Below are 22,810 nucleotides of genomic sequence, written 5' to 3'. Positions count from 1 at the left end.
GACGCGGACCTCTACCGGCCCCCGTACTACCACCCCGGCATGGACGCCCCCGAAATCAAATACCTGATGGAACGCCGGAACGAACTCGGCGGGTTCGTCCCCGAACGCCGCCGCACCCACACCCCGGTCACCCTGCCCGAGGCGAAGTCCTACGACGTCGCCAAACGCGGGTCCGGGAAACAACAAGCCGCGACCACCATGGCCTTCGTCCGGCTCCTCAAAGACCTCATGCGCGACAAAAACTTCGGGACCCGGTTCGTGCCCGTCGTCCCGGACGAATCACGGACCTTCGGGATGGACGCGTTCTTCCCGACCGCGAAAATCTACAACCCCAAAGGCCAGAACTACCTCTCCGTGGACCGCGACCTCGTCCTGGCCTACAAAGAATCCCCCGCCGGGCAACTGATCCACCCCGGCATCAACGAAGCCGGCGCCGTCGCAGCGTTCACCGCCGCCGGGACCTCCTACGCCACCCACGGCGAACCCCTCGTCCCGATCTACGTGTTCTACTCCATGTTCGGCTTCCAACGCACCGGCGACTCCTTCTGGGCCGCAGCCGACCAAATGACCCGCGGATTCATCATCGGCGCCACCGCAGGACGAACCACCCTCACCGGCGAAGGACTCCAACACGCCGACGGACACTCCCCCCTGCTGGCCTCCACCAACCCCGCCGTGAAAACCTACGACCCCGCCTACGGCTACGAAATCGGCCACATCATCCGCCACGGCCTCGAAGAAATGTACGGCGACGCCAGCACGGATCACAACGTGATGTACTACCTCACCGTCTACAACGAACCCATCACCCAACCCGCCGAACCCGAAAACCTCGACGTCAACGGGCTCCTCAAAGGCATCTACCACCTCGCCGACGCCCCCCAAGGCGAGCCCAACCGGCCCACCGCGCAGATCCTCGCCTCCGGCGTGTCCGTGCCCTGGGCCCTCGAAGCCGCCCGCATCCTCCACCAAGACTGGAACGTGGCCGCGGACGTCTGGTCAGTAACCTCCTGGAACGAACTCCGACGCGACGGACTCGCCGCCGAAGAACACGCCTTCCTCAACCCCGGCCAACCCGCACCCACCCCCTTCATCACCGAACAACTCACCGGCAAAACCGGCCCCGTCATCGCCGTGACCGACTACATGAAAGCCATCCCCGACCAAATCCGCCAATTCATCCCCAACGACTTCGCCTCCCTCGGAGCAGACGGCTTCGGCTTCTCCGACACCCGCCAAGCCGCACGCCGCTACTTCAAAAACGACACCCACTCCATCGTCACCAAAACACTCCAACTCCTTGCCGCCAAGGGAGAAGTTGACGCAAGTGCACCGGAGCTGGCCATCGAGAAGTACCGCTTGCTGGACGTCAACGCCGGCACCACCGGCGGAGCAGGCGGAGACGCCTAACAAAGTCGGCTGGACCGACCACAGCTGCACAAGCACTACCGCGACGGCGGCCGGCACCGAAAGGTGACGGCCGCCGTCGGGCTTTAACGCGGTATCCGGAGGCCTCCGCGGGGTGACCAGCAACAACGTCTCTTGTAGCCTTCTCACAAATGGAGCTTCAGAGAGCTGGGCCGTATGCTCTTTCCATGGCAGAGCCCAGCAAAACCACGTCTAAGCGCAAAGCAGCAGCACCGGCCTTAACGCCGGAAAAGGCTGAGACCCTGCGTCAGCTTCGCGCCAACGTGGGGCAGTTGTCCACCAGCACCATGCGGCAACTCGAAAAGTCCCTGCCGTGGTACAGCCGGCTCAGCTCGGACGAACGTTCAGCCTTGGGCCTCGTGGCCCAGAATGGAATCGCCGCGTTTGTCACGTGGTACGAGAGGCCGAGTTCGCCGTCGTGGATCCTCACCGACGTGTTCGGCAACGCCCCCACTGAACTGACCCGTTCCATCAGCTTGCAAAAAGCGCTGCAGTTGATTCGCATCGTGGTGGAAGTCGTTGAGGACCAAGTCCCGGTGATCGCGCCGGAATCAGACCAGCCGTCCCTGCGCGAAGCGGTCCTGCGCTACTCCCGGGAAGTCGCGTTTGCCGCCGCAGACGTCTATGCACGCGCCGCCGAGTCCCGCGGCTCGTGGGATACACGGCTCGAAGCGCTCATCGTGGACGCCATCCTGCGCGGCGAGAATACGGACGCCTTGCGATCAAGGATCGCGGCGCTGGGGTGGAAGGCCCAAGAGCGCTTCACGGTGATGGTGGGCAATTCGCCGTCGGAACCGAGCGCAAGTTACGTGAGCGAGCTGCGACGCATGGCCGGACGATTCGCCGAGGATGCCTTGGTGGGGATCCAGGGAGACCGGCTCATCCTGATTCTGGGCGGCGTCCACGATCGGGACACGGCGTACGTCAAACTCAGCGAACTATTTGCCCCCGGTGCAGTGGTCTACGGGCCGGAAGCCGGTTCACTTTTGGAAGCGAGCAGTTCCGCTCAAGCGGCATTCGCCGGACTCACGGCGGCGCGGGCGTGGCCTTCCGCTCCCCGCCCCGTCGCCGCAGACGACCTGCTGCCTGAAAGGGTGGTGTCCGGTGATGACGCAGCACGCCGGTCACTAATCAAAAACATTTACCGGCCCCTTCTCGCAGCCTCAAACGGCTTGGTGGAGACGCTCGGCACCTATCTCGAATTGGGTCATTCGCTGGAGGCAACGGCCCGCGAACTGTTCGTCCATGCCAACACCGTGCGCTACCGTTTGAAGCGTGTCTGCGACGTGACAGGCTGGGATCCGCTGCTTCCGCGGGAAGCGTTTGTGCTGCAAACAGCGCTGGTCGTCGGACGGCTTTCGGCCCAACCGAAGGCCGCTCCGGACCGTCACGCGTCACGTTCCCAGCACTGAACCGTTGTAGACTTCCTACAAACTGACCCAGTGAGCTTGGTGTACGCAAACACCAGTGGATCACGTGGCAATTTGGAAAGCTGGATACGTGCTTGCAATCGTCTGCCCTGGACAGGGCTCCCAGACCCCCGGATTTCTGGCCCCTTGGCTGGAGCTCCCCTCCGTTGAGGGCCATTTGGCCGCATTAAGCGAGATCGCAGGCATTGACCTCAAGGCCCATGGGACCACGTCCGATGAAGAGACCATCAAGGACACCGCAGTAGCGCAGCCGCTGATTGTCGCGGCTGGCTTGATCGCGGCCAAGTCATTGTTCGACGTCGAACTCAGCACCCTTCCCGTCATCCTGGCCGGGCACTCGGTGGGCGAGATCACCGCCTCCGCCCTAGCGGGTGTCCTCACTGAATCCGAGGCCATGACCTTCGTCCGGGAACGGGCCAACAGCATGGCAGCGGCAGCAGCGGTCACTCCCACCGGCATGAGCGCGGTTTTGGGCGGAGACCCTGCCGAAGTCCTGGCAGCCATCGAGGCTTCCGGCGCAACGCCCGCCAACGTCAACGGTGCAGGCCAGACAGTGGCCGCGGGCACCTTTGACCAGTTGAAAGCCTTGTCTGAGAACCCGCCTGCGAAAGCACGCGTCATTCCGCTGAAGGTCGCGGGTGCCTTCCACACATCGCACATGGCCCCCGCGGTCAGCGCACTCGACGCCCTGAAGCCCTCGCTCTCACCGCAGAGCCCATCGGTTCCGCTGTTGTCCAACTACAACGGCCAGGAAGTAACGGCAGGTCCTGCCGCCGTCGACAGCTTGATTGCCCAGGTATCCCGCCCCGTTCGCTGGGACCAGTGCATGGAAACCCTCGTGCAGCGTGGGGTTACCGGCGTTATCGAATTGACCCCGGCAGGAACACTCGCGGGCCTCGCCAAACGGGGAATGCCCGGGGTGAAGACCGTCGCCGTCAAAACACCGGAGGACCTGTCCGCGGCCCTCGCACTCTTCGCCGAACTGGAGGGACAGGCATGAGCACTCCCGTACTGAAGCAAGCCCCGGTCAACGCGAACGCCCGCATTCTGGGGATTGGCGCGTACCGCCCCGACGTGATTGTCACCAACGAGGACGTCTGCCAATGGATCGATTCCTCCGATGAGTGGATTCGCCAGCGCACCGGCATCATCACCCGTCACCGCGCCGCTGCCGATGTCAGCGTCATCGACATGGCCGAAGGCGCAGCCCGGGAGGCGATCCAGCAAGCTGGAATTGACCCTTCGCAGTTGGGCGCCGTCATCGTCTCCACCGTCACCCACCCCTACGCCACACCGTCGGCCGCCGCTGCGCTGACCGAGCGTTTGGGTGCGACGCCGGCCCCGGCCTATGACATCTCGGCCGCCTGCGCGGGGTATTGCTATGGTGTGGCCCAAGCGGACGCCCTTGTCCGATCCGGTGCCGCGACTTACGTTCTTGTAGTCGGCGCCGAGAAACTTTCGGATGTCATCGACAACCACGAACGGACTATTTCGTTCCTCCTCGGCGACGGCGCGGGTGCCGTTGTGGTGGGACCATCGGAGACTCCCGGCATCGGCCCCTCGGTGTGGGGCTCGGATGGGAGCAAGTGGGATGCGATCGGAATGACGCATTCCCTTGAAGACGTCCGCGCACTGGGTGAGTCAGCCCGGCACTCGGACGAAACTGATGACCTCGCGCTCATCTCCGCCACGCAGGATGTTTGGCCGACACTGCGCCAGGACGGTCAGACTGTTTTCCGGTGGGCAGTCTGGGAAATGGCCAAGATGGCGCAGCAAGCCCTCGACGTCGCCGGAATCGAAGCCAGCGACCTCGCAGCGTTCGTCCCCCACCAAGCGAACATGCGGATCATTGATGAGATGGTAAAGAAGCTGAAGCTTCCGGAGACTGTCGTCGTCGCCAGGGATATCGCCGAGGCGGGCAATACATCCGCGGCCTCCATCCCTTTGGCCACCCACCGCCTGCTCAAGGAAAACCCGGAGCTTAGCGGCGGGCTGGCCCTACAGATCGGCTTCGGCGCCGGACTGGTGTTTGGTGCGCAGGTAGTGGTCCTGCCGTAAAACGACCTACAAACCCAAACCGTAACCGCGGTTTGCCCCCTTTCCGGCGTCAGCCGGTACAAACAAGAAAAGGAGCCAACAATGGCTAGCAACGAAGAAATCCTGGCCGGCCTGGCTGAAATCGTTAACGAAGAGACCGGCCTTGCACCCGAAGCCGTGGAGCTGGACAAGTCCTTCACCGAGGACCTGGACATCGACTCCATCTCCATGATGACCATCGTGGTCAACGCTGAGGAGAAGTTCGGCGTTCGCATCCCGGACGAGGAAGTCAAGAACCTCAAGACGGTCGGCGACGCCGTCAGCTTCATCGCCAACGCACAGGCCTAGTCCTGACACCAGCTGTGCCGGGCCCGGAGCTTTATCCCTGGGCCCGGCACAGTCGCAGTAACACCCAACGATTTTTTGCCCCCGCTGCGAACCCGCGAGCGGAACGGCTGATCCGACAGAGAGTGATCGCATGGCACGCAAAGTAGTCATAACCGGTCTGGGGGCCACCACTCCCATCGGCGGCGACGTACCCACAATGTGGCAGAACGCGCTGAAAGGGGTCTCCGGTGCCCACACGCTCGGTGACGAGTGGGTGGCCAAGTACGACCTCCCTGTCCACTTTGCGGCCCGATGCTCCGTACCTGCGCTTGATGTTTTGAGCCGTGTGGAGGCCAAGCGCATGGATCCTTCAACCCAGTTCGGCGTTATCGCTGCCCGGGAAGCATGGGCTGACTCAGGTATCGACGAAATAGACCACGACCGGTTGGCTGTTGCCTTCGCTACCGGCATCGGCGGCGTCTGGACACTTTTGGATGCCTGGGACACCCTCCGGGAGAAGGGCCCCCGCCGGGTCCTGCCCATGACGGTCCCCATGCTGATGCCTAACGGCGTAGCTGCCGCGGTAAGCCTGGATCTGGGCGCCCGCGCCGGTGCCCACACTCCGGTTTCCGCGTGCGCATCCGGTACCGAAGCCATGCACCTTGGCTTGGAGCTCATCCGATCCGGCAAGGCAGACGTGGTGGTGTGCGGCGGCGCCGAAGCTGCCATCCACCCCATGCCCATGGCTGCTTTCTCGTCCATGCAAGCGCTGTCCCGTCGCAACGACGATCCCGAACGTGCGTCCCGACCGTACGACGTCGACCGCGATGGCTTCGTTATGGGTGAAGGCGCTGGCGCCTTGGTGCTGGAGGCCGAGGAACACGCACTCGCCCGCGGCGCGCGTATCTACGCCGAGCTTGCCGGAACATCGGTGACAGCAGACGCTTATCACATCACGGCGCCGGATCCCCAAGGCTTGGGCGCCACGCGTGCCCTCAAGGCTGCGATGTTCGACGGTCGCATCCAGGCAGAGGACGTTGTCCACGTCAACGCCCACGCTACATCGACGCCCGTCGGTGACAAGCCTGAGTACACGGCCCTACGAGCGGCCCTGGGGAGCCACGTGGACAACGTGGCCGTCTCCGCTACCAAGTCCCAGATGGGTCACCTTCTGGGCGCTTCCGGAGCCGTTGAGGCGGTATTGACGGTGCTGGCAGTTTACGAACGCAAGGCACCGGTCACCATCAACCTCGAGAACCAGGATCCGGAGATCCCCTTGGATGTTGTGACCTCCGTTCGGGACCTGCCATCCGGAGACATCGTCGCACTGAGCAACTCCTTCGGCTTTGGCGGACACAACGCCGTCATCGCCGTGCGCAACGTCTGAACGAGCAGCTTTCCATAGCTGGTTCCCATAGCTGGACATGACAATGGCCTCACCTCTCGGTGGGGCCATTGTCATTGCTATGGGATGTTTCGTTGGTGATGTGTTCTCTTATAACGCCAGTTAGCCAACTTGGTGCAGCCAGCGCACCGGGGCTCCTTCGGCGGCGTGCCGGAACGGCTCCAGCTCTTCGTCCCAAGCTTCACCCAAGGCCAGTGACAGCTCGTGGTAGACCGCAGAGGGGTCACCTGCGCCCGACTCGTAGGCGTACCGGATGCGGTCTTCGCCGACCATGATGTTGCCGTGAACGTCCGTAACGGCGTGGAAGATCCCCAGTTCAGGGGTGTGTGACCATCTGGCCCCGTCTACGCCCTGGCTCGGTTCCTCGGTGACCTCATAGCGCAAATGCGCCCAGCCGCGAAGAGCCGACGCCAATAGCGCGCCGGTACCGGGCGAGCCGGTCCAAGACAACTCTGCCCGGAACATTCCAGGCGCAGCAGGCTGTGGGGTCCACTCAAGATCGGTCCGCTTATCCACGACCGATCCGATGGCCCACTCAACATGCGGGCATAGGGCAGTAGGCGCCGAGTGCACAAACAGGACACCGCGGGTTGTTGCAACAGACATTCCATCCTCCATAGCTGTAGGTACGTCTTCCCCAACGTCCTCTGCCTGGATGGATTGCAGCTGCTGCGAGGTGCCATGGAACACTTGCCTGCAGCTATTTACTTTTTCTTGTAACCAGCCCGATCGTATCCCACGTCGGACCACAATTGACCCAGAGCTAACCTTCATCCATAAATTGAAGGTTCCCCCTTGTTGCTTTCATTTTGCCGTACGGTGCTGGATTCCGCCAGTGCGACGGCGGCGGCGTCATGTTTCAGGCCCGTGGGTGGGCTTGCTGGTAGCTTTTCCGAAGCCTGTCGACGGAGACGTGCGTGTAGATCTGGGTAGTCGCAAGGCTGCTGTGCCCAAGAATCTCTTGCACGGCCCGTAAATCGGCTCCCCCATCCAGCAGATGGGTCGCCGCGCTGTGCCTGAATGCGTGTGGTCCCGTGGCTGAGGTATCTCCCAACGCTTGGAGCAGCCCGTTCACCACAGCTCGGACCTGCCGCGCATCCACCCGGTGACCCCTCACTCCCAGAAACAGCGCCGCGCCGCTGCTCGGTTTAACGAGCGCGGGTCGGCCACGCCGGAGCCAGTCGTCCAAGGCCAAGGAGGCCGGAATCCCGAATGGAACGGTCCGTTCTTTGTTTCCCTTGCCCACTACGCGCAATGTGCGCCGGTCAAAGTCGAGGTCGTCAACATCCAAGCCGACAAGCTCACCCACACGGATGCCCGTCGCGTACAGCAGCTCCACCATGGCCCGGTTTCGGACGGGCATCGCCGCCCCGTCTTGAGCTGCGGACTTCAAGTCATTGGCGATCCGGGTGACCTGTTGCTGTTGGAGAACACCCGGCAATGTCTTTTCCCGCTTGGGTGCGCGCAGCCGCACGGATGGATCTGTTGCAATGAGTTCTTCACGGAGGGCCCAGCCCATGAAAGATCGAGCAGTCGCAGCACGGCGGGCTAGGGTCGCTCTGGACATTCCGGACTCACTCTGCGCACCCAGCCACCGGCGCAGGCAACCAAGTTCGAGGTCTTCGAGTTCTTGGATGCCCTCGTGCGCCGCGAACCCCAGGAGGCTTTCAACGTCTGCCAGATAGGCACGGACAGTATGGGGCGATCTCGCGCGTTCGCCCTGCAAGTATCGCCCAAAAGCCTTGACAGCACCCTTGAGACTGCCAGGCAATGATTCTTCGTTCACCCTCCCAACTGTGCCAGCAGCGGTCCCCGAGATCACGTCTGACATGCCTTTTGCCGGCGTCGCCTAATTCTTCTTGGTCCGGCTCCACGCTCCCCTCTCCGAAACGGCGAGACCCAAGAGGCCAAGGCGTCCAAGTCCCGCACGCACCGACTCGGGGCTGAGGCCCGCCACGACCGTCAACTTCTCCACAGAACTTGCGGATCGGAGGGGAAGGGCATCCAGCAGGATCAAATCCTCCAGCGACAAACCGTCGTGGATCGCGGGAGGCGCCTCCTTCTCATCTGGAGCTCCTTCTCCGATCCTTCCGGCCAGTTCCGCGATCTCCCCTACGTCTGTCACGCATATGGCGCCACCGTCCCTGAGTAGCCGATGGCAGCCTGCCGAGTTGGCACTGTGGATGGACCCGGGAACAGTGGCCACCACCCGACCGAGGGTCTCGGCATGGTGGGCGGTATTGAGGGCACCTGAACGCCACCGGGCCTCAACCACCACAGTCACCGCCGCCAAGGCCGCTATCAATCGGTTCCTTTGCAGGAACCGGTATCGAGTGGGGGCAGAACCGGGCGGAACTTCTGAAATGACTGCCCCTTGATGCGAGACCGCGCGGAGCAGGTCCTCGTTGCCGGAGGGGTAGAAGCGGTCCACTCCCCCTGCCATGACGGCGACGGTTGGTATGCGGGCAACCCCGCCGCTGAGGGCCCCGCGATGGGCGTGTGCGTCGATTCCGTATGCACCACCTGAGACCACTGTGTAGCCTCTTTGGGCAAGACCATAAGCGAAGTCGCCCGTCACTGATGCACCGTAGCTCGTGCTGTCCCTGGATCCCACAAGGGCCACAGTCTGCCGGGCGGGAGGAAGGGGTTCCTCGTGTCCACGCCACCAAAGGCACAGCGGTTCCTGAAGGCCGAGGTCCTCCAATTGCTCGGGCCATAGATCATCTCCCGGGACAATCAACCGCCCACCCAGCCGGCGCATCGTCTCGATGTCCCGCTCCGGCGCGAGATCGGCGATACAGGGTGCCCAGCGCCGCAAGCTCGCCGGTAAGCCCGCCCAGGTTGATGTTCCCGCCTCTTCGGCGAGTAAGGAGGAGATTTCCTGCTCCAGCGCCGCCCCTGTGGCCACCTCTCCTGTAGCAATCCCCACTGCCTCCACGGCACCGGCTGCGCGGACGAGTGCGAGCCCCACAGTGTCCTGCGGCTCCATGAGCCGGGATAATGCCGCCCGGGCAATCCGTTCCTTCTCCAAAGCATTCATGCGGCGGCTGCCTGACGCAGGCCCAGTGCCTGGCCAATGTGGTCAGCGTCCGGAGCCTCGCTGTGTTCCAGGTCCGCCAATGTCCAAGCCAACCGCAGCACGCGGTCGTAGCCCCTTGCGGTGAGGATGCCTCGTTCCAGTGCCGTATCGAGAATGTGCGTCGTGCGGGGATGCAGCTTCAACTCGCCTCGGAGAATACGGCCTGGTACTTGGGAGTTTGCGTCCAGCCCCAAGTACCCCAACCTGTCAGATTGCCGACGCCGAGCGGCCTGCACCCGCGCGGCGACTGCACCGGTGTCTTCTTCCATCTGTGCCTGACCGAAGTCGGCAAGTGACACGCGTTGGACTTGGAGTTGGATATCCACCCGGTCCAGCAAAGGGCCTGACATGCGGGCAAAATAGCGACGGCGCATCAGGGGCGTACAGGTGCACTCCACGCCCTTGCCTGACGCCTTTCCGCAAGGACAGGGATTGGCAGCGAGAACGAGCTGGAATCGGGCCGGGTACGCTGCTGTTCCGGCGGACCGGTGTATCACCAGTTCCCCACTCTCCAGCGGCTGGCGAAGGGCATCCAGGACTCGTCGCTCATATTCGGGCGCCTCGTCAAGGAACAGCACGCCGCGGTGCGCGCGTGAGGCGGCACCAGGCCTCGGCAAGCCGGAACCACCGCCGATAATTGCCGCCGCGGTGGCACTATGGTGGGGATTCTCGAACGGCGGCCTGCGTATCAGAGTGGTCAAGGATGACCGCACCGCCGCCAGGGAATGGATCGCCGTGACTTCCATGGCCGCCTTGTCTCCAAGGTCTGGAAGCAATCCCGGCAACCGCTCGGCAAGCATGGTCTTCCCAGCCCCTGGTGGGCCCGTCAGCAACATGTGGTGGCCGCCGGCAGCAGCGACTTCCAAAGCGCGGCGTGCTTCCGACTGCCCTGAGACATCGCACAGATCCGGAACCTGGACGCCGTCAGTGCCGTGTTCGTCCGCCGGCTCCGTGTCCAAGGGATCGTAATCGAGGGCGAGGTCCTTGGGATCGGCCCCGTAGTCGAAAGCGAGCCTGGCCAACGTCTTGTATCCGCGCACATTCGCCCCCGGAACCAAGGACGCCTCAGCAACATTCGCTTCAGCGACCACGACGTCCGGGAACCCGGCCTGAACAGCGGCCATGACCGCTGGAAGCAGCCCACGAACAGGCCGGAGCCTCCCGTCAAGTCCCAGCTCCGCGATAAACACGGTACCGTCCACCGAACGGATGTCATCGGCGGCGCGGAGGACAGCCATGGTGATAGCCAAGTCGAAACCAGAGCCCCGTTTAGGTAAGGACGCCGGGATGAGATTCGCCGTGATCTTCCGCCGACTCAAGGGGATACCGGAATTCTGCGCAGCAGAGCGGATTCTCTCCTTGGCCTCATTCAAGGCCGCGTCAGGCAGTCCAAGGATCACGAAGTTCGGCAGGGTCTGGCCGATATCCGCTTCGACTTCCACCATGTGCCCGTTCAGCCCAACGAGAGCCACACAATAGCTGCGTCCCACGCCCATCTAACCCACACCCCGCAGGTGTTCAAGAACAGGGTCCCCAATGCCGTCGGCCACCACCGCGACAACGTCAACGCGCCACCGCCGAAGCGTTAACTCGTGGTCCCTGCTCCACGCCGATGCCAGCCTATGAAGCCGCGCCAACTTGGCCGCACCAACTGCTTCAAAGGGATGACCATAATCCAGGCTGCTGCGCGTCTTCACTTCCGCGACCACCAGGGTATCGCCCTCAATGGCCACAATATCGATTTCACCCTCTGCACACCGCCAGTTGCGGTCCACAATCCGGATACCCTGGTTCTCCAGGAACTCAGCCGCCAGGGCCTCACCATTTTGGCCCAGTATGTCCTTTGCTCGCACGAGCATCACCTCCGTCCACCAGCATTCAGGCTGGCAACGGACCAGGACACTGCCCTACGACGCTATGTGGGCAATTCCCGCCAAACGGGGCAATGTGGAGGACAAGTAGGAAGCAACGAGCAGACCAGCTGCGCTGCTAGTTGCCGAGATCGCCCAGGTCCCCGAGGCCACCATCCTTCGGCAAGGACAAATCCTCGCTCCGAGGCAGTTCCTCCACGTTGACGTCCTTGAACGTGATCACCCGGACGTTCTTCACAAACCGGGCCGAGCGGTAGACGTCCCATACCCACGCGTCCTGCAAGGTCAGGTCAAAGTAGACTTCCCCGTCAGCGCTTCGGGCCTGCAAATCCACGTGGTTGGCAAGGTAGAACCGCCGCTCGGTTTCGACAACGTAGCTAAACAAACCGACCACGTCCCGGTACTCGCGGTAGAGCTGAAGCTCCATGTCGGTCTCATAGTTCTCAAGGTCCTCGGCGCTCATGGTTCCATCTTGCACTATCTCCGCAGCACCACGCGCCATTCAGCGCAGTGACGTGAAACCCGATCAGGTCAGGTGCCAACTGGTCCGGTGGTAGGTGCTCGGACCCTGCGAGCGAATGACCTCCCTGTGGGCAGAGGTAGCGTAGCCCTTGTTCACGTTCCAGCCGTAGGCCGGAGCCTCTTCATGGAGATCGACCATAATCCTGTCGCGGGCCACCTTGGCCACCACACTTGCAGCGGCCACGCTGAGGCAGCTCATGTCGGCCTTGATACGAGTGTGCACCGGCGCCTCACACCACCGCCCACCGGCTGCCGTATCGAACAGGGAGGCTTGTGGGTCCGGAGAGAGCCAGTTATGGCTGCCGTCAAGGAGTACGACGTCGGGACTGATGCCCGCTTCAACGATGTCGAACCACGCCCGGGTACCTGCCAGGCGGAGGGCTGCAATGATGCCGATGTCATCGATCTCGCGAGCGGACGCATGCCCTACGGCGCACGCCACAGCCCACTGCCGGACCATGGGCTCGAGTCGCTCGCGGTCTTCGGGCTTCAGTAGTTTGCTGTCGCGCACGTCCGCCAAGAGGCCATGGGTTTCAAGATGGACGACGGCGATTCCCACCGTCACGGGACCTGCCAAGGCCCCCCTGCCTACCTCGTCAACGCCTGCCAGCAAGGTAACGCCGGGTGCAAGGAAGGATCGCTCGGTATCCAATGTGGGAATGCCAACCGGGGCCTTCTTCTTCAGCGGTGCTTTCTTTTTGACCGCCGTTTTGGCCGCCGGTTTTGACGCCGTTTTGGCTACCGTTTTCGCTCCGCCCGGGGACTTGGCCGTGGTGTGGGTTTGGGTTGGGGCCGGCATTGAAACTACTTGGCCGCGGGAACGTTGCGGAAGACGTTCGGGTAGTTGTCGAGTACCGTCCAACGGTTAAAGGGCCATGCGATGATCGTGGCTTTTCCCTCGACGTCGGAAATGTTCACGAAGCCGCCGTTGGTTTGCGCGTGGCTCCGTGAATCGGCGGAGTGGTTGCGGTTGTCGCCCATCACCCAGACCTTGCCGGCGGGGACTACGACGTCGAACGGGTTCGGCTGGGGCACCTCGGCGGGGTTGATGTAGGTCTCGTTCAGCGGGACCCCGTTGACGCTGACCCGACCCTGTGCGTCACAGCAGGTCACGTGATCGCCGGGCAACCCGATGACCCTCTTGACCAAGTGTTGTTCATTGTCGTCCGGCATGAGCCCCACGAACACCAGGCTCTCTCCCACCCAATCCAAAGGTCCTGGGGCCTTCTTGGGTATCGGTGCCAGCCATCCCTGTTCGTCCTTGAACACGATGACGTCCCCATGGGACAAACCAAAAGCCTGGGGAACGAGGAGGTTGATGAAGATGCGGTCGTTCACGTCCAAGGTATTTTCCATGGACTCGGAAGGAATGAAATAGGCGCGGAAGAGGAAAGTCTTGATCAGGAACGACAGGACGACGGCGATTGCCACCACGGTGCCGATCTCCCGCAGCCAACCCCATGCGGCGTTCCGTTGCGGCTTCCCGGCGGCGTGCGCACCCCCTGGACTGCCCGCAGGTACCCCTTCCTCGGCGACAGCAGCCGTGCCTTCACGGAGCCGGGCGTCGTCCTCGGGTAGCTCGGGGTTCTCTGGAGCTTGGTCCGGCATCTACTGTCCGTTCTTCGATGGTGTTACGGCCTGCGTGGTGCGAGGCACTCCTGCAAATCTATCAAGTGGAAAGACGATCTGGATCGGCCTGCCAATAACCCTGTCAATGGGAACCATTCCACCACCGGGGGCTCCTAGCAAGCCGCGGGAATCCGCGGAGCGGGACCGGTGGTCACCCATCAGCCACAGCCGTGACTCGGGCACAACGACGTCGAACTTTTGCAGGCTCGGCACATCCCCGGGGTACAAATAGGGTTCCTCAAGTGCCTGACCGTTCACTGTGAGGTGGCCCCCGGCGTCGCAACATTGCACATGGTCCCCGGGAAGCCCGATGACCCGCTTAACGTATGTGGTATCGCTGCCAGTGAAGCCGAACCATTGACCCGCGCCGGAAACTGCGTCCGCAAGGGGTCCCTTTCCGCTGCTCAACGGGGCGAATGAACCCCTTCCGTCAAACACGACGACGTCGCCCCGGCGGATCGGCTCGGACGCGAAAGCCGTTCGTGAGACCAGGATCCTGTCCCCCGTGCGGAGCAACGGTTCCATGGACTCTGAAGGAATGTAGTAGACGTCGATCCACAGCGATCGGACCAGGCCACTGATAGCGACGGCGAGAACGAGCGCAAGCAAAACAAAACGCCAGCCCTGTTTCCGGGGCTGGCGTTTTGCTGTGTCCATGACTCGTATCCCTGTTGCGTTGCGGATTGCTCCGGAACAACCGGGCACTACTCCTGGACCCGTTGCGATTGTCGCAGGACTTACTTGGCGAAGTCGCGCTTTTCCTTGATCTTCGCAGCCTTACCGCGCAGTGCACGCATGTAGTAAAGCTTGGCGCGGCGGACGTCACCCTTGGTGACGACCTCGATCTTGTCGATGATCGGGGAGTGTACCGGGAAGGTACGCTCTACACCGACGCCGAAGGAAACCTTGCGCACGGTGAAGGTTTCGCGCACGCCGTCACCCTGGCGGCCCAGGACGAAGCCCTGGAATACCTGGACACGGGAGTTCTTGCCTTCGATGATGTTCACGTGCACCTTGAGGGTGTCGCCCGCGCGGAACTCCGGAACATCGCTACGCAGCGAGGCTGCATCTACGCTATCGAGGATATGCATTAATCCACTCCTGGTGAACGCCACAGGTCATTCACTTTGGGTTACGGCGGACAAGCCCGGGGCACGAAGGCCTACCGGAAATCTCCGCCGAAGATTCTTTGTGACCGGTGCCGCTACTGATTAGCGTCGCCGGTTGTCCGACTGTTGGCTGAACTCCCCCTGTGGCAGGTGTCAGCCCAGCAGACACAAGGGTTAATTCTGCCATATGACCGAGCATCCGGCCAACCGGCGGCTCAGCACCGCTCGAACGAAAGGCTCGACGGCGGCGTCTTGTCTTTAGTTGTCCGCCTCGCCGCCGGATCGGGGTCGCAGGCGGCCATCAACGACGTCGTATCCAAGTTCGGCGAGTGCGTTTTTGTCAGCACGACTCAAGGAACCGGCATCGTATTCGGCCAAGAGGTCCGGCCGTCGCTCGGCTGTGCGGCGGAACTGCTCGTGCCGGCGCCACTGGGCGATCTTGCCGTGGTTCCCGCTCAGCAGGATGGCCGGGACGTCGTGGTCACGCCACGCTGACGGCTTGGTGTACACCGGGTACTCCAGCAGTCCATCGGAGTGGGACTCCTCAATGAGTGATTCCGGGTTGCCGACAACCCCGGGCAATAGTCGTCCGATGGCCTCGACCATGGCAAGCACAGCCACTTCGCCGCCGTTAAGCACGTAATCGCCAAGGCTGACCGGAAGTACCCGGAAGTGGTCTTGCGCCCAATCGATGACACGTTCGTCAATGCCTTCGTAGCGGCCACACGCGAAGACAAGCTGCTCTTCCTCGGCAAGCTCGTAGGCCAGCGCCTGGTTGAAGCGCTCCCCTGCGGGCGAAGGGACAATCAGTACCGGCTTGGAGTCATCGCCTGGCCGGACCACGGATTCGAGCGCCTGGGCCCAGGGCTCGGGCTTCATGACCATACCGGCACCCCCGCCGTAGGGCGTGTCATCCACGGTCCGGTGCCGGTCCGTTGTGAAGCTGCGGAGGTCGTGAACGTTGAGCTCCAAGAGACCGTCTTGGCGAGCCTTGCCTATGAGCGAGAGCTCCAGCGGGGCCAGGTACTCCGGAAAGATACTGACGACGTCGATCCTCATTCAGGCGTCATCCCCGGGAGCGTCTCCGGGCTCCTCGCCGGTCTCGTTGTTGATGTCAAAGAGGCCATCAGGCGGGGTCACCACGATGTACCCGTCCTCGACGTTCACCTCGGGCACGATTTCATCGACGAAGGGAATGAGGATTTCCTTGCCGTCCTCCGTAGTGACCGTCAGCAAGTCTTGGGCCGGCAAAGTAGTGAGAGCGGCAACTTTGCCGACCACCCGAGGTCCAACACGCGCCTCCAAGCCAACGAGTTCGTGCTCGTACCAGCCTTCGTCGTCATCGTCGTCGTCGAGCTCTTCGGTCTCTATGAAGAGCTTCGCGCCACGGATCGCCTCAGCTTCGTTCCGATCGGCGATCTCCGAAAAACCGAGCAGGAGGATGTCCTTGTTCCATCGGGCACTGCGGATGGTCAGCGGACCGGCGGACGCCGGGTCAACGACGAACTCGGTTCCAGCGACAAAACGCTCAGCAGGAGCGTCGGTCAGTACCTGCACCGTCACCTCGCCGCGAATGCCGTGGGGCTTGCCGATCCGGGCAACCTGGAGCTGCATGGGTTCCTCTGAATTCTTGTATGCCGTGCCGCCGGGGCCACGGTAATGACTTTAGGGATAAAGCAATCCGGCCCCTCCACCATATTCGGTGAAGGGGCCGGACTTAAGACAAGCAGTGCTGAGCGCGTTACCGGCGACGGTCGGTGTCGACGACGTCGACCCTGACCTGCTCGCCACCGGCCAAAGCCGCAACCACAGTGCGCAGCGCGCGTGCTGTGCGTCCTTGACGGCCGATCACCCGTCCGAGGTCCTCCTGGTGAACTCGCACCTCGAGGGACTCCCCACGGCGGTTGTTCTTGGCGCTGACCTTGACATCCTCAGGGCTGTCAACGATCCCACGAACCAAGTGCTCGAGCGCTTCTGCCAGCAACTTACTCAGCCTCGGTGGTCTCTGCTTCAGCCTCGGCCGGAGCCTCAGCGGCCTCGTCCTTCTTGGCCTTCTTGGTGATGGCTTCCGGGATAATAACGGAACCCTTCTCCGGTGCTACGAAGGCTTCCTTCGGAGCTTTGGTCTTCAGGGTGCCTTCCTGGCCCGGCAGGCCCTTGAACTTCTGCCAGTCACCAGTGATCTTGAGGATCGCTGCAACCTGCTCAGTGGGCTGGGCGCCAACGGAGAGCCAGTACTGGGCGCGCTCGGAAGCGACCTCGATGTACGACGGCTCTTCAGTGGGGTGGTACTTGCCGATTTCTTCAATGGCACGGCCATCGCGCTTGGCGCGGGCATCCATGACGACAATGCGGTAGTACGGTGCGCGCATCTTACCGAAGCGCTTAAGGCGAATCTTTACGGCCACTTTTGTGGTCACTCCTGTTTCTGAAAAGAGTTGAACCCGACGTTCTGCACCCGTGGGGCGGGCCATACTTGACGGTTCGAAGGACAAGATACGAGCACGGAGAGAGGGGCCGCGCCGATCGAGTACCTGTCTATTGTGCCAGATGACCGGAACGATTACGACTTAGGCCACAGACGGCCGTGTGTGATTGGTCACTACAGCCTGCTGAAAGTCGCTAATTCGGGAGAAGGCAACACTTCCCTCAGACGGACCAGACGTAGAGACCGGCACGATCGGTCTTTTCGACGTCAGTCGCCAGGGCCGCCAATTGCTGGACGTATTGTCGCGATGCGGCGGCGTCGAAAGGCATGTCATCCTGCTCGGCCCAAGCCACGGCAACGTCATCGAGGACATTGCCATCGCCTTCGTTCTCGTAGGTGAGGAGTTCGGCGAGCGCCTTGACCATGGCCTCCGGGACGCCCAGAAGTGCGTCGCTGGTGACATCGACGAGCGCGAGTTCGTAGTCGGCCCCAGCAGCATGCACGGCCTGGCCGGCAAGGTCTCCCAACTGCTCAACCTCAAAATCCGTGATGCCATTGATCCTGACGGCGGGACCGGCAGCTTCAGCTCCCCGGTCCAAGGCGGCGGCGCGCTTGAGTGCTTCAGCGTGGGTGGCTACAAATATTTCGGCAAAGCCCATGGGAGAGTACTCTCATTCGTTCGTGCTGACGGGGCGACGACATCCGGCCCGCACGGAGTCCGGTGACGTCAATGCCCAGCCTAGTGCAGTGCGGAGCACCCTCCCCCTCCATGGGCTGACGCTTGGCTCAGCGAACAGCGACGCGCAGCTTGTTCCGCCAAGGATCGTCAAAACGGAGCTCGGAGCCGGTGTGGTGATGGTCGATTCCGGCCACCTTGAGCCGATCAGCCAGGGCTGCGACGTCATCATTCGCCGGCACTTCGATCAGTACTTCGCCCAGCCCCAAGGTATCTTTACGCGGTCCGGCGCCCCTGCTGTTCCAAACGTTCATGGCCATGTGATGGTGATAGCCACCCGCGGAGACGAACAGTGCCTGGCCGTGCCAGCCGGCGGTCCGTTCGAAACCAAGGGTCCCAACGTAGAAATCCTGCGCGGTCTGGACGTCGCCTACTTGCAGGTGGACATGCCCGACGCCGGCGGCAGCCTGTCGCTGCCCCGTCACCGCCGCCTCGCTCAGGTGCTGCTGAAGGAATCGTTGTGGCGGCAAGGTGACATTGTCCATCACCACGTTCTTGCCGTCCCACTGCCACACTTCGCGCGGCTTGTCGTAATAGAGCTCGATGCCATTGCCCTCGGGATCGGTGAAATAGAAAGCTTCGCTCACTAGATGGTCGGCACTGCCCACGAACGCCCGCGGCTCATACTCGGCTGCGGTTGCAATGGTGGCAGCCAGCGAAGGCTGGTCTTCGAAGAGAATCGCAGTATGGAAGAGCCCGGCCTCGCCACGGCCGGGAAGGAGCAGCCCCGACGCGGGCGCCAGGTGCACCACGGGCTTGCCCACGCGGCCCAGGTACAGGCCGCCGTCCTGCTCAGCCACAACGTCCAAACCGAGCGCGCGCTGGTAATAGTCACTCATGAGCGTCATGTCGCCCACCTTGAGCATGACGGTGCCCATGGTGAGTTCCGCTGGAAGGAGATCCTGGTTGGATAGTCCTGTGGTTGATGATGTGCTCATGTGAAGCTCCTGGTTCCGAGGTTGCCGCCCTTTCGGCACCTTCTATCCTTCTAAATTACTTGAAGCTTCAATTTATTCCTAAAGAACGGCGTTTCGCCTCAACACGATTTTTCCCCTGAGCACTACGTGCCGGAGCGATGAAACAGTGTCCAGTTGGCGCCTGGGATCGGCATCGCACACGACGACGTCGGCACTGGCACCTTCCGCAATGCCTTGGGCCCCGAGCCATCTCCGCGCGCCCCACGTTGCAGCCTCCAAGACGGCCAGTGGCGGAAGGCCGGCGTCGTGCAGTTCCGCCATCTCATCCGCGATCCTGCCGTGCTTGATAACGCTGCCGGCATCCGTGCCGGTATAGATCGCCACCCCCGCTTCGAAGGCTTCTGCCACACGTTCCCGCCTCCGCTTCCACAGCCGGACCATGCGCTGGGCGTACGCAGGAAATTTACCTGCTGCCTGGTCTGCGATATCGGGAAAGGTGGCGATATTAACCAACGTGGGGACGATCGGAACGGATTGCTCCACCAAGCGGGGAATGTGCCGCGGCAGTAGCCCCGTAGCGTGCTCGATGCAGTCGATATCGGCGTCGAGCATCTCATCGATGGTGCCCTCGGCGAAGCAATGGGCCGTGACCCGGGCTCCTTCGTCATGGGCTGCAGCGATGGCGTCCTTGACGGTTTTTGCAGGAAAAGAGGACGCTAGATCCCCCATGTCCCGGTCGATCCAGTCACCAACGAGCTTGACCCAGCCATCGCCGTCGCGTGCCTCCTTGCGGACTGTTTCGACAAGTTCGGACGGTTCAATCTCACGGCCCAAGCCCCGCAGGTAGCGCCGGCTCCGGGCGATGTGCCGGCCAGCCCTCAGCAAGCGAGGCAAGTCCTCCCGTTGCTGGACCCAGCGGGTATCGGTTGGCGATCCGGCGTCACGGATCAGCAGCGTCCCGGCGTCGAGGTCCGCTTGGGCCTGGGCGAGTGTGGTTTGCTCATCAACCGCCCCGCCCACTCCGAGCCCGATGTGGCAATGGGCGTCAACGAATCCCGGCAGGACCCAACCGTCCAACACCGCGTCCGGAGGAGCCGAAGGCCGGTCAAAAGTCAGCTGGCCATCCACTGACCACAGCCCTCGCCGTTCCTGGTCGGCCGAGACGAGCACGGGTCCGGAGAATTCGATGATGTTGGCCATGGCAAAAGCCTAGTCCGGACCCCCAGGGCTGGGACGTCCCTCAAGGCTGTGATAGCTTCATCTACGACCACACGGGTGCCCCTGCAGGGGCTGAGATCGGACTGATGCAGTCTGCGACCGTTGAACCTGTCCGGGTAATGCCGGCGAAGGAAGTGAGCAGTCCCTTGAGTAACACCGAAACACAGCACAACCCTGCCCAATCCCAGTCACACTCGCTGGCCTATCTTGAGGATCCCGGGCACGACATCCGGGTCCCCGTCACCGAGATCGCACTGGAGTCCTCTCCCAACGGCGACCCCAACCCTCCCTTGCAGGTATACCGCACAGCGGGTCCTGGCAGTGACCCAGTGGTGGGTCTTGAACCCTTCAGGGCCCCATGGATTCAGTCCCGAGGCGACACGGAAGTGTATTCGGGGCGTGGCCGGAACCTGCTCGACGACGGGAAGTCCGCCGTTCGCCGCGGAGCTGCCTCGGCTGAGTGGAAGGGCACGCAACCTGTGCCCCGCCGCGCCGTCGAGGGCAGGACCGTCACGCAGATGCACTACGCGCGGCAAGGAATCGTCACCCCGGAAATGCGGTTCGTGGCGCTCCGGGAAAACTGCGATGTGGAACTTGTCAGGAGTGAAGTTGCAGCCGGGCGTGCCATCATCCTCAGCAACATCAACCACCCCGAGTCCGAGCCGATGATTATCGGCAAGGCTTTCCTGGTGAAAATCAATGCCAACATCGGAAACTCCGCAGTCACAAGTTCCATCAGGGACGAAGTCGACAAATTGCAGTGGGCCACGCAGTGGGGTGCGGACACGGTCATGGACCTATCCACGGGCGATGACATCCACACCACCCGCGAATGGATCGTCCGCAACTCCCCCGTACCGATCGGAACGGTGCCGATCTACCAAGCGCTGGAGAAGGTTAACGGCGAAGCGAACAAGCTGACGTGGGAGATCTTCCGCGACACCGTGATTGAACAGTGCGAACAAGGCGTGGATTACATGACCATCCATGCCGGCGTCCTGTTGCGGTACGTGCCGCTGACCGCCAACCGGGTGACGGGCATAGTGTCCCGTGGTGGCTCGATCATGGCGGGCTGGTGCCTTGCGCACCACCAGGAGAACTTCTTGTACACCCACTTCGACGAGCTGTGCCGGATTTTCGCCCAGTACGACGTCGCGTTCTCCCTCGGTGATGGCCTGCGGCCTGGCTCCATCGCCGATGCCAACGACGCCGCGCAGTTCGCGGAACTGGACACATTGGCAGAACTGACCCACCGCGCGTGGGAGTTCGATGTCCAGGTCATGGTGGAAGGCCCCGGCCACATCCCCTTCCACTTGGTCCGCGAAAATGTGGAGCGCCAACAGGAACTCTGCAAGGGGGCACCGTTCTACACTCTGGGCCCGTTGGTCACGGACATCGCGCCCGGGTATGACCACATCACCTCTGCCATCGGCGCCACCGAAATCGCCCGCTACGGCACCGCCATGCTCTGCTACGTGACCCCGAAGGAACACCTTGGGCTACCCAACAGGGACGACGTGAAGACCGGGGTGATCACCTACAAGATCGCGGCCCACGCCGCTGACCTTGCCAAGGGGCACCCAGGGGCCAGCGAGCGGGATGACGCGCTCTCCAAGGCACGCTTCGAGTTCCGCTGGCGGGACCAGTTCGCACTGTCCCTGGACCCTGTCACTGCAGAGTCCTTCCACGACGAAACCCTCCCTGCGGAGCCCGCAAAGACCGCCCACTTTTGCTCGATGTGCGGCCCCAAGTTCTGTTCCATGCGAATCAGCCAGGACATCCGCGATGAATTCGGCTCAGCCCAGTCACAGGAAGCCATCGCGGGAATTTATGCCGGGATGCGCGAAAAGAGCCAGGAATTCCTTGCTGCGGGTGGGAAGGTTTATCTGCCCGAACTTGAAGTGCCTTCCGCGGCAGGCGACGACTCAGGACGCCTGAACTGACATTGCCCGCGCGACGTCCGCGACGAAGGACCGGATAACCCGGTCGCCGTCGATGGAATCCTGGGGCCGGTGCCCGCCTGCTGCTACGCGGTGGAGGGCACCGGTCTCCCGCAGGTAGCCGGCAATCTCTTCATACAACGGCTCCCAGCCACCGGTAAGGACCAAGGTAGGAACCCCGGGAACGATGTGCAGGGGCGCTTCCCAGGGCGGTGCTTGCAACCTGAGCCTTCGGGCAGCGCGCAAGGCCTCCGGGGTGTCCACCTCACCGGTTTCGGCAGAGAATGCCCGCCGAAAATACTCGCGTGGATAATCGACGTCGTTCAGTTGCGTCCGCACCTCGAACAGGGGCTCCATGAGCGCCCTGTGGGAGGCCGTGGCCGGGAGTTCCGCCGTCAGCGACAAGCAAGCCGGCTCAACCAGCGAAAGCGAGTAGACCAGGTCAGGCCGTTCAACTGCCGCCACCATGGCAGAAATGGCGCCTTGCTCATGTGCAACGACGTGGCCCCCACCGGCATCCTTCAGCGCGTTGACGAGGATGGCAACATCTGCCGCGACGTCAGAGGCGAGCGGTTCGGCACGGGCGTCAAAACCGTGCCGACGCAGGAAAAGTGCGTCATAAGCCAAAGCCATGCCGTGCTGCTTCGGCCACGCCGCAGCGCCAAAGCTGCCCAAGCCGTGAACGAAGACTACGCGCTGCTTATGCATTCGATCAGCCTATTCCACGGCCGGGA

25 protein-coding genes and 1 riboswitch are annotated in these 22,810 nt (G+C 62.6%); of the genes, 7 read left to right on the top strand and 18 right to left on the bottom strand.

The genetic code is table 11. The features are described 5' to 3' along the window. From SB659_RS02765 to fabF, 6 genes are all read left to right on the top strand, one after another. The coding region (locus SB659_RS02765) for a transketolase-like TK C-terminal-containing protein (protein WP_410549394.1) at positions 1 to 1,410 on the top strand (1,410 nt) is incomplete at its 5' end. Between the two features lie 185 nt (positions 1,411 to 1,595). Continuing rightward, entirely contained in the window at positions 1,596 to 2,840 is a 1,245-nt protein-coding gene (locus tag SB659_RS02760; RefSeq protein ID WP_284978244.1) for a PucR family transcriptional regulator, read from the top strand. 88 nt (positions 2,841 to 2,928) lie between these two features. Beyond that, positions 2,929 to 3,858, top strand: coding sequence for an ACP S-malonyltransferase (locus tag SB659_RS02755; RefSeq protein WP_410549393.1), 930 nt, complete (start codon positions 2,929 to 2,931; stop codon positions 3,856 to 3,858). Further along, positions 3,855 to 4,916: a beta-ketoacyl-ACP synthase III gene (locus SB659_RS02750; RefSeq protein ID WP_284978246.1), complete on the top strand. Its 1,062-nt coding sequence runs from the start codon at positions 3,855 to 3,857 to the stop codon at positions 4,914 to 4,916. Before SB659_RS02755 ends, SB659_RS02750 begins: the two co-directional genes overlap by 4 nt. A gap of 81 nt (positions 4,917 to 4,997) precedes the next feature. Then, positions 4,998 to 5,243: an acyl carrier protein gene (locus SB659_RS02745; protein ID WP_175320862.1), complete on the top strand. Its 246-nt coding sequence runs from the start codon at positions 4,998 to 5,000 to the stop codon at positions 5,241 to 5,243. A 130-nt stretch (positions 5,244 to 5,373) separates the two neighbouring features. Continuing rightward, entirely contained in the window at positions 5,374 to 6,609 is a 1,236-nt protein-coding gene (gene fabF / locus SB659_RS02740) for a beta-ketoacyl-ACP synthase II (RefSeq protein ID WP_284975298.1), read from the top strand. A 120-nt stretch (positions 6,610 to 6,729) separates the two neighbouring features. Here fabF and SB659_RS02735 read toward each other — a convergent pair whose 3' ends face one another. From SB659_RS02735 to SB659_RS02655, 17 genes are all read right to left on the bottom strand, one after another. Next, on the bottom strand, positions 6,730 to 7,233 hold the full coding sequence (locus SB659_RS02735; protein ID WP_410549392.1) for a DUF3145 domain-containing protein: 504 nt from the start codon (positions 7,231 to 7,233) through the stop codon (positions 6,730 to 6,732). A 253-nt stretch (positions 7,234 to 7,486) separates the two neighbouring features. After that, complete coding sequence (locus SB659_RS02730) at positions 7,487 to 8,413, bottom strand: tyrosine recombinase XerC (RefSeq protein ID WP_284978247.1); 927 nt, start codon at positions 8,411 to 8,413, stop codon at positions 7,487 to 7,489. Between the two features lie 63 nt (positions 8,414 to 8,476). After that, positions 8,477 to 9,667, bottom strand: a complete 1,191-nt coding sequence (gene dprA / locus SB659_RS02725) for a DNA-processing protein DprA (RefSeq protein ID WP_410549391.1) — start codon at positions 9,665 to 9,667, stop codon at positions 8,477 to 8,479. Beyond that, on the bottom strand, positions 9,664 to 11,202 hold the full coding sequence (locus SB659_RS02720; protein WP_410549390.1) for a YifB family Mg chelatase-like AAA ATPase: 1,539 nt from the start codon (positions 11,200 to 11,202) through the stop codon (positions 9,664 to 9,666). The genes dprA and SB659_RS02720 overlap by 4 nt, the downstream gene beginning before the upstream one ends. Continuing rightward, a complete protein-coding gene (locus SB659_RS02715; RefSeq protein ID WP_284978253.1) occupies positions 11,203 to 11,568 on the bottom strand; it encodes a YraN family protein in 366 nt (121 codons plus the stop codon). It abuts the gene before it with no gap. Between the two features lie 127 nt (positions 11,569 to 11,695). Next, positions 11,696 to 12,040: a DUF2469 domain-containing protein gene (locus SB659_RS02710; RefSeq protein WP_089595421.1), complete on the bottom strand. Its 345-nt coding sequence runs from the start codon at positions 12,038 to 12,040 to the stop codon at positions 11,696 to 11,698. 63 nt (positions 12,041 to 12,103) lie between these two features. Continuing rightward, complete coding sequence (locus tag SB659_RS02705; protein WP_410549389.1) at positions 12,104 to 12,898, bottom strand: ribonuclease HII; 795 nt, start codon at positions 12,896 to 12,898, stop codon at positions 12,104 to 12,106. A gap of 5 nt (positions 12,899 to 12,903) precedes the next feature. Beyond that, a complete protein-coding gene (lepB, locus tag SB659_RS02700; RefSeq protein ID WP_410549388.1) occupies positions 12,904 to 13,707 on the bottom strand; it encodes a signal peptidase I in 804 nt (267 codons plus the stop codon). Further along, positions 13,708 to 14,385 carry a signal peptidase I gene (gene lepB / locus SB659_RS02695; RefSeq protein ID WP_284978256.1) on the bottom strand — a complete coding sequence of 226 codons (678 nt, stop codon included), beginning with the start codon at positions 14,383 to 14,385 and terminating at the stop codon, positions 13,708 to 13,710. A gap of 80 nt (positions 14,386 to 14,465) precedes the next feature. Next, positions 14,466 to 14,819, bottom strand: coding sequence for a 50S ribosomal protein L19 (rplS, locus tag SB659_RS02690; RefSeq protein WP_090818948.1), 354 nt, complete (start codon positions 14,817 to 14,819; stop codon positions 14,466 to 14,468). 276 nt (positions 14,820 to 15,095) lie between these two features. Beyond that, positions 15,096 to 15,896, bottom strand: coding sequence for a tRNA (guanosine(37)-N1)-methyltransferase TrmD (gene trmD, locus SB659_RS02685; protein WP_410549387.1), 801 nt, complete (start codon positions 15,894 to 15,896; stop codon positions 15,096 to 15,098). Then, the gene (gene rimM / locus SB659_RS02680; protein ID WP_410549386.1) at positions 15,897 to 16,451 is read right to left on the bottom strand and encodes a ribosome maturation factor RimM; all 555 of its coding nucleotides are present in this window, start codon (positions 16,449 to 16,451) and stop codon (positions 15,897 to 15,899) included. Between the two features lie 127 nt (positions 16,452 to 16,578). Continuing rightward, positions 16,579 to 16,821: an RNA-binding protein gene (locus SB659_RS02675; RefSeq protein WP_011775119.1), complete on the bottom strand. Its 243-nt coding sequence runs from the start codon at positions 16,819 to 16,821 to the stop codon at positions 16,579 to 16,581. Between the two features lies 1 nt (position 16,822). Continuing rightward, the gene (gene rpsP, locus SB659_RS02670) at positions 16,823 to 17,245 is read right to left on the bottom strand and encodes a 30S ribosomal protein S16 (RefSeq protein ID WP_024817151.1); all 423 of its coding nucleotides are present in this window, start codon (positions 17,243 to 17,245) and stop codon (positions 16,823 to 16,825) included. Between the two features lie 241 nt (positions 17,246 to 17,486). Further along, positions 17,487 to 17,924, bottom strand: coding sequence for a hypothetical protein (locus SB659_RS02665; protein ID WP_284975241.1), 438 nt, complete (start codon positions 17,922 to 17,924; stop codon positions 17,487 to 17,489). Positions 17,925 to 18,051: 127 nt separating this feature from the next. Beyond that, positions 18,052 to 18,939 (bottom strand): VOC family protein, encoded by an 888-nt coding sequence (locus SB659_RS02660; protein ID WP_284978260.1) that lies wholly within the window; start codon positions 18,937 to 18,939, stop codon positions 18,052 to 18,054. Between the two features lie 78 nt (positions 18,940 to 19,017). Further along, a complete protein-coding gene (locus tag SB659_RS02655; RefSeq protein ID WP_410549385.1) occupies positions 19,018 to 20,118 on the bottom strand; it encodes an amidohydrolase family protein in 1,101 nt (366 codons plus the stop codon). Between the two features lie 61 nt (positions 20,119 to 20,179). After that, positions 20,180 to 20,287, top strand: a riboswitch (TPP riboswitch). On the opposite strand from SB659_RS02655, the gene thiC reads away from it, so the two are divergent. Then, positions 20,256 to 22,079: a phosphomethylpyrimidine synthase ThiC gene (gene thiC / locus SB659_RS02650; RefSeq protein WP_410549384.1), complete on the top strand. Its 1,824-nt coding sequence runs from the start codon at positions 20,256 to 20,258 to the stop codon at positions 22,077 to 22,079. It overlaps the preceding riboswitch by 32 nt. On the opposite strand, the gene SB659_RS02645 is transcribed toward thiC, so the two are convergent. Beyond that, entirely contained in the window at positions 22,062 to 22,784 is a 723-nt protein-coding gene (locus SB659_RS02645) for an alpha/beta fold hydrolase (RefSeq protein WP_410549383.1), read from the bottom strand. The genes thiC and SB659_RS02645 overlap by 18 nt on opposite strands. Positions 22,785 to 22,810 lie beyond the last annotated feature (26 nt).

Source organism: Arthrobacter sp. SIMBA_036, from assembly GCF_046535135.1.
Lineage (GTDB): Bacteria > Actinomycetota > Actinomycetes > Actinomycetales > Micrococcaceae > Arthrobacter.
Note: the sequence above shows the minus strand (reverse complement) of the source record. Positions and strands in the feature narration are given on the sequence as shown.